The organism is Cyanobium sp. BA5m-10 (genome assembly GCF_024346255.1).
Taxonomy (GTDB): Bacteria; Cyanobacteriota; Cyanobacteriia; order PCC-6307; family Cyanobiaceae; genus Cyanobium_A; species Cyanobium_A usitatum.
On sequence record NZ_JAGQCP010000091.1, the window covers coordinates 1 to 5,281 of the forward strand.

Sequence of the window (5,281 nt, forward strand, 5' to 3'; positions counted from 1 at the left end):
CGCCGTTCCCGATCACACCCCGACCATGGATGAAGGATCAGGAGTTGTCTCCTGGACCGATCCAGATGGCCGCCAACACCACCTCCACACCGACCCCGACGAAGCGGCCGAGTTCTTCGCCTGCAGCAATGCCCTGGCCGCCGGCCGCAATGAATTGCGAATGATCCTGGACGCCTCCGCCTTCTGGCTGGAGGCTGTCACCGATGCAGGTCTGCCCCCGGCCGATGCCCTGGGCTTCCTCACGGGCCGCATAGGCCGGGAGCTGGAAAACCTCGCCCGCCTGCTGGTGGATGGCCGCCTGACCCCCTTTGTGGAGCTGCTGCTATCTGAGGTGCCCGACTCTGAAAACGGAGAGGGGCAGTGATGACACCGGAGGCGCAATCCCAGATCTAGCGGGCTGAGCCCCTGCAGCTGAAATAACTCAAAAATGCCTGTATGACTAGAAAGCGGCCAAACTAGGGGCCCTAAATGGCAGTCAGCCCTTGCGATCCTGGCCACCATCGGTAGCGTGGTGACTAGACATCGAGTCGGCCTGTGATTCCAACTAAGTCGCGAAACGTGCAGGTAACTGTGCGGGCCACGCCGGAAGAACGGGCCTGGTTTCTGCATGTGGCATCTGCCCAGCAAATAACCCTGAGCGATCTGGTTCGCCAGTCGATCGCGATTGAAGGTGCCCGCCTAGGGATTCCTGCTCCAGCTGCCCCTGTGGCTGCCTGAGCGAAAGGGCCTGAAAAGGCGAAAGGGCCCCCGGGTACGAAACCGGAGGCCCTTCCTAACTGACAACCCAGACCCCAAGCAGGTGGAAGCGCGGGGGGATCTGGAACACAAACGGGCCCTAGGGCCCGCTCCTTCCTTGAATCGTATTCCTTTCGGTGACCGGCCGCAACCCCGCCCGGTTAGTACACCCCCAGATCTTAGCTACGGCACGGGTTTACGGCTGCTGCCTGCCCGTTCCCAGCGCCCGCAATACGCAGAAGCCCTCGGTAAAGAGGTGCAGTTGCGGTGGGCTAATCCAACCGCCGAGGCCCCGGCCTGGCTGCGGGAGTCGTTCCCCAGCCGCCGCCCTCCCGCCAGCCGGCTGTGGGCCTTCACCACCGATAGCCGCGGCCGAGTGGTGAGGGCCTTCACCGCCGACCGGCAGAGCATCGCCGCCTATGCCGAGCTGCAACGGCAGGGGGCTGGGACCTGCCCGATTGAAGGGGTCTGGCCGCCAACCATCACCCCAGGCCAGCCGGCTGAGCCGGCCCACCCCTACCTGCTGCAGCTGCAGGAGGTGGAGCTGTGATGGCCAACCCCTCCACCCTGCTGCCCCTCCACTGGGCCGAGCTGCAGCGCTCAGCCATCGCCGCCGATGTGGCCGCGGCCAACGTGGCCAGCTGGGGCCCCGGCACCGATCGCCACTGGGAGGCCGAGCGGGCCGAGCTGGTGGCCTATGCCCGCCTCCAGCTCCAGACCGAGAGCAAAACCGCCAGCGGCCTGCCCCAGGCCCAGCCGGGATTCCTGGCTGATCGCCTGATCCGCCTCGATCAGCGCTACCGCCACCTAGCTGCTGGTGGCTGGCGATCGCTGAGCGATGCACTGCCCGGGCTGGAGCCCTTCGATCAGTGGAAGCCCTCGAGCCCTCGGGCCAAGGGCCGCCGGGATGGCCGCGGCAACTGGGAGCCTCTGCCTGGCCAGGCGATCCGCTACGAAGCCCAGCCCCAGCACCCCGATGGGGGCGGCCTGCTGCTGCCCCGGGTGCCCCTGCGCTGCTGGGAGCTGATCGCTGATCGCCAAGGCCTGCCCCGCCCTGATGCCGCGGCCCTGGCCGCCGGGTTCTGGCCCTGGGCCCTGGCCACCCCTGGCCTGCAGCTGCTGATCTGCGAAGGCTGGAAAAAAAGCCTCGCCGCCGTCAGTGCTGGCTGGGCCGCGGTGGCCCTGCCCGGGGTGCAGATGGGCCGCCGACTCGGGCCCGATGGATCAGAGCGGCTGATCGAGGCCCTCCAGTTGCTGGCCCCCGGCCGCCGCTGGAAAATCGCCTTCGATGCCGAGGCCAAACCCACCACCGCCACCAAGGTGGCCGCGGCTGCTGGCGCCCTGGCCCGTGCCCTCCGCGCTGCTGGTGGCCGGGTGGAGGTGGCCCGCCTGCCCCTGCTGCCTAGGCATGACAAGACCGGCCTAGATGACTTGCTGGCCGCGGCCGGCCCCGAGGCCCTCGATCGAGCCCTAGCTACCACCGGCCCCCGGGCTGTCCTGCCCCTGCAGCGCCCCGCCGATGTGACCGCCGCGGCTGGTGCCTATCTGGCTGCTGCCGCCCCGATCCCGGGCCCTGCTGTGGCGCCGCTGGTGATTCTGAGCGCGGCGATGGGCTGCGGCAAAACCGAGGCCATCGCCTCCCATGTGGCGCCCCTCGCTGCTGCGGGGGTGCCCCTGCTGATGCCCTCCCACCGGCAGGCCCTGGGCCAAGCCGCCGCCGAGCGGGTGGGGGTGCCCTGGCGCCCGCTGCCCGGCACCGATGAGCGCTGGCAGGGGGTGGCCGCCTGCTGGGATTCCTGGCGCCCCTCCAGTGCCCTGCAGCTGAGCCCGACCGGCTGGGCCGGGGCCGTGCTGGTGGCCGATGAGTGGGCCCAGGCTGTGGAGCATCTGCTGCTCAGCTCCGGCACCACCCTGGCCGGCTACCGCGCCGAGGTGTTGCGCACCGCGGCCGAACAGCTGCCCCGCACCCTGCAGGTAATCGGCGCCGAGGCTGGGATGCCTGCCTGGGCTGTGACCCTGCTGGAGGCCCTCACCGGCCGCCGCGCCCATGTGATCGACAGCGCTGCCCGGCCGATGGCTGGCCGGCCCCTCCATTCCCCCGAGGGATTCAAACAACCCCAGGCCGCGGCCCTTGCGTTCAAGGCCCGATGGGCCGAGCTGGTGGCCGCTGGTGAGCCGTTCCTCTGCTGGACCTCCAGCCAAAAAGGGGAGTTCGCCAACTCCGCCCAACAGCTGGCGGCCCTCCACCGGCTGCGCTGCCCCGGCGCCCTGGTGGATGTGTTGGACTCCACCACCCCCGAGCTGGCCGCGGCTGTGGCCGCCGACCCTGATGGCTGGGCCGAGCGCCGCACCGCTGAAGCTGCCGAGCTGGGGGTGCCCTTTGCCCTGTATTGCACCCCGGCGATCAGCTCCGGGATCAGCTGGGCCCGCTGGCGCCCTGCGGCTGTGATCGCCTACTCCGGGGGCCGGGTGGCCCCTGAGCATGTGGCCCAGGCCCTGGCCCGGGTGCGCTGCCCCGAGGTGCCCGCCTATCTGTATGCCCCCGAGCGCTGCCCCGCTGACGGCGCCGGCCGCGGCGGGCTGCGGGTGGGATCTGGCGCCACTGACCCGGCCCAGCTGATCGCAGACTTGAAGGCCGTGGCTGATCCCCTCTATGGCCAGCTGGCCGCGGCCGATGCCGAGGGGGCCTGGCTGGCTGCCTGGGCTGAGCTGGGGGCCCAACGCAACCGCCAGCGGTTTGCCTACCGCGCCTCGATCGCCGGCCTACTGGAGCGGGAGGGGTGGGCGATGGCCGCCCCTGGCCCTGAGCCCTGCCCTGCTGCTGGAGCCCAGGCCGCGGCCGACCTAAAAGCCGCCGCCACCGCCTACCGGGATGCTGCCGATCAGGCTGTGATCGCGGCCCGGCCCCTCACCGAGCTGGAGGCTGCCGAGCTGGCCCAGTGCCGCCGGCTGGAGCCCCTCGATCAGGCTGCCCTCGATCGCCACCGCCTGGCCGAGCGCTGGGGGCTGGAGGGATGCCCGCCAACCCTGGAGCTGCTGGAGGCAGACCGCGATGGCCTGCGCAATCAGTTGCGGCTGGGCTGGCTGCTCACCACCCCCGCAGCCCTCGCCCTGGTGAGCGCCCGCGATCAGGCCGCGATCGGGGCCCTCGATCCGGCCGGCCGGCCGTTTGAACCTGACCGCCTGCGGGTGGCCATCGGCCAGCAGATCAGCGCCCTGCAGGCCCTGGGGGTGCCCGCCCTGCTGGAGCGCTTCGCCGCCGGGGAGGTGATCGCCGCCGCCGACCCGGCTGTGGTGGCCCTCCATCTCAATGCCACCACCCACCGCGGCCAGCTGGCCCAGGCTGCGGGGCTGAGCCCGGCTGCCCTGCCTACCGGCACCCTGCGGGCCCTGCTGTCTGCCTGCGGCTGGCGGCTGGAGCAGGCCGGCCGGATCAAGGCCCGCGGCACTGATCGGGATGCCTACACCTACCGGGCCCACCGGCTGGCCCTGCCTGCTGGTGTGGATGCCGCGGCCCTGGCTGCTGCCTGGATCGCTGAGCTGGGGGCCCCGATCGCTGGGGCTAAAAGTTCCCTAGGAAGAAAACTCTCCTGGGGAGAAAAAAGCCCCACCCCAGCGCCGCCACCCCTGCCGCCACCGATCTGGCTCGATCTGCAGGCCCGAGGGGTGGCAATTCCATGGCCGCCGGCCCCTCCGCGCTGCCGGCAGGAGGCCCCAGCTCATGCCGCCTGAGCCCGACTGCCAACACCACACGAAAAACCCCATGGCCACCGCTGAATCCTGCCTTGCATCACTCCGGGCCGGCTGGCGACCCGATCCGCTGCCGCCGATGCCCACCGCCCTGCCGGCTGACCCGGCCGATGCTTGGGGGGCTGGCGTTGCAGCTGGCATCGCCCAAGGGCGCCGGCTGGCGGCCATGGAGATCGAGCAAGGCCGATCGCTCCGTGCTGCTGGTGGCCTTTGGGAGCGCCCCGCCGAACAGGAGGCGAAGCCATGAGCGCCGCAACCACCGTGAGCCTGCGGGCCGCCGCCACTTCCTTGGGCTTGCCAAAAAGCACTCTCGCCCAGCTACTTCGCCGTGAGCGCACCCTCGCCGCTGCCGTGGTGGGACGCGGGGCCAGGGGCAGCCTGCAGATCGACCTCGAGCAACTGCGCAGCGCCTGGGGCCAGCTGCAGGGCCCGGAGCTATCCCCAGTGCTCAGCGATCGCGGCCGCTTCGAAGCCGAGCGCCGCCGCTACTTGTGGTGGCAACTGCAGGGCCTGGTGGGCGAGCTGGAGCTTCAAGCCAGCCGCCTGGCCAATGCCGCCGAATTGACCGCCGCGCTCGCCGAGGAGGTGGCCGATGCGATTGCCGTTGCTCGGGAATGGGCCTCTAGCCCCGAGGTGGCCGCCGTTGCAGGCAAGCCTCAAGCCCAGGCACGGATCGAGCTCCAGGCCTCCATCGTGCAGCGACAGCAGGAGATCGCCGATCGGGGCAATGTTTACCCAGCGCCGCTACCCCTGCAGCCACCGCTGGCCGTGCCCACCCCGCTGCCAGGGCTCTGGG

6 protein-coding genes are annotated in these 5,281 nt (G+C 70.7%); all 6 read left to right on the forward strand.

From position 1 onward, the window contains the following. Positions 1-364 (forward strand): hypothetical protein (locus KBY85_RS15730; RefSeq protein WP_254962402.1); only part of this gene is annotated, 364 nt, incomplete at its 5' end. 194 nt (positions 365-558) lie between these two features. Further along, the gene (locus KBY85_RS15735) at positions 559-717 is read left to right on the forward strand and encodes a hypothetical protein (RefSeq protein ID WP_254962403.1); all 159 of its coding nucleotides are present in this window, start codon (positions 559-561) and stop codon (positions 715-717) included. 136 nt (positions 718-853) lie between these two features. Next, a complete protein-coding gene (locus KBY85_RS15740; protein WP_254962404.1) occupies positions 854-1,285 on the forward strand; it encodes a hypothetical protein in 432 nt (143 codons plus the stop codon). Continuing rightward, positions 1,285-4,467: a DUF3854 domain-containing protein gene (locus KBY85_RS15745; RefSeq protein ID WP_254962405.1), complete on the forward strand. Its 3,183-nt coding sequence runs from the start codon at positions 1,285-1,287 to the stop codon at positions 4,465-4,467. Before KBY85_RS15740 ends, KBY85_RS15745 begins: the two co-directional genes overlap by 1 nt. Continuing rightward, a complete protein-coding gene (locus KBY85_RS15750) occupies positions 4,457-4,732 on the forward strand; it encodes a hypothetical protein (protein ID WP_254962406.1) in 276 nt (91 codons plus the stop codon). The genes KBY85_RS15745 and KBY85_RS15750 overlap by 11 nt, the downstream gene beginning before the upstream one ends. Then, positions 4,729-5,281: hypothetical protein (locus KBY85_RS15755; RefSeq protein ID WP_254962407.1), on the forward strand; the 553-nt coding region annotated here is incomplete at its 3' end. The genes KBY85_RS15750 and KBY85_RS15755, both read left to right, overlap by 4 nt.

Bases quoted from the DNA above. Each gene is read 5' to 3' on its own strand.
- KBY85_RS15750 (WP_254962406.1), top strand. From the start codon at position 4,457: ATGCCGCCTGAGCCCGACTGCCAACACCACACGAAAAACCCCATGGCC.
- KBY85_RS15745 (WP_254962405.1), top strand. From the start codon at position 1,285: ATGGCCAACCCCTCCACCCTGCTGCCCCTCCACTGGGCCGAGCTGCAG.